At 54.0% G+C, this 1,199-nt stretch carries 1 protein-coding gene; it reads left to right on the top strand.

Going from position 1 to position 1,199, the window contains the following annotated elements; genetic code table 11:
* The first annotated feature begins 619 nt into the window (after positions 1-619).
* Positions 620-1,126 (top strand): GNAT family N-acetyltransferase, encoded by a 507-nt coding sequence (locus ACFOM9_RS15055; protein WP_386712709.1) that lies wholly within the window; start codon positions 620-622, stop codon positions 1,124-1,126.
* Positions 1,127-1,199 lie beyond the last annotated feature (73 nt).

Raw genomic sequence — 1,199 nt, 5'->3', positions numbered from 1 at the left:
TCGGCCGGCGGCCTAACAGTTCAATCAAGCCGAACCCGCTTCGCGGGTCGGCTTATTTCAAGGTGTTAGACCTATGTCAGCCAGCCACGACGACGCCGACTTCAAAAGAACCTGGAGACTTGGATGGCTTGCCTCCATTCAAGAATACTCAGACTATGGGCTTCAGGAGAGTAGCTGGCTCGGAGGACTGGAGCCAAATAATCCCCACTGGTCATACGCAGAGTTCCTTTGCTCCTACTTCCACGGGTGCGGCGTAGAAGACGGCTATGCCGACTACGTCAGAGATGGGTTTATTAGTGCTTCCGAGGCTCAGGCAATAGCTCAATTTCATGCAGCTGCAGACGCGTATCAACCACCGCATGGGGACGTCTACGACCATGCAGCAATTCTTGCAGACCCAAAATGGCATCAAGTCGTGTCATTCGCTTTGGGAGCACGCAAGGAACTTCTCGAACTTCTCGCAGACTCAGATGAGGTCACTGCGCTTACGGGGCCATAGGTCTAACAATTCGTTCAAGCCGAACTTGCTTCGCTACACCAACAACGTGGCAGGTAAAGCTTGCCACGTTGTCGGCTACGCTACGCAAGTCGGCTTAACTCAGGCGTTAGGCAGCAGAACATGCTCATCCGCGAGTACATACCGGGAGAAGAAGCAATCCTTCGAGATGTATTCCTGTCATCTGTACATCAACTGGCCCGGGCCCACTACACACGCGAGCAGATCAACGCATGGGCGCCGGCCATCTACGACAGGGATAGATGGCACGAGAAGATTGCTGCGATTCGCCCATTTGTAGCGGTTGTTGGCAGTCGAGTAGCTGGTTACGCTGACCTCCAGGTATCCGGCTACATCGACCACTTCTTTGTGTCAGGAGAGTTTGCTCGTCGTGGCGTCGGCTCTGGGCTTATGCGGCATATCCATGATGTTGCGGAGGACCGTGGCTTGTCCAAGCTCTCTGCCAATGTCAGCCTTGCTGCAGAAGGATTCTTCACTTGGCATGGCTTCGTAGTGCACGTTCGTCAGTCGGTAGCAGTAATGGACGTAACGCTGTCCAACGCACACATGGTCAAGGAGCTGCTGCCTAACAATTCGTTCAAGCCGAAGCCGCTTCGCGGCTCGGCTTAACTCAAGCGTTAGGCCGCAGAACAAGAGGGCCGCAATCTTTGAAGATCACGGACTTCCTGATATTGGATGCAGA

The sequence above is a fragment of the Luteimonas notoginsengisoli genome (assembly GCF_042648885.1).
GTDB lineage: Bacteria > Pseudomonadota > Gammaproteobacteria > Xanthomonadales > Xanthomonadaceae > Luteimonas > Luteimonas notoginsengisoli.
Note: the sequence above shows the minus strand (reverse complement) of the source record. Positions and strands in the feature narration are given on the sequence as shown.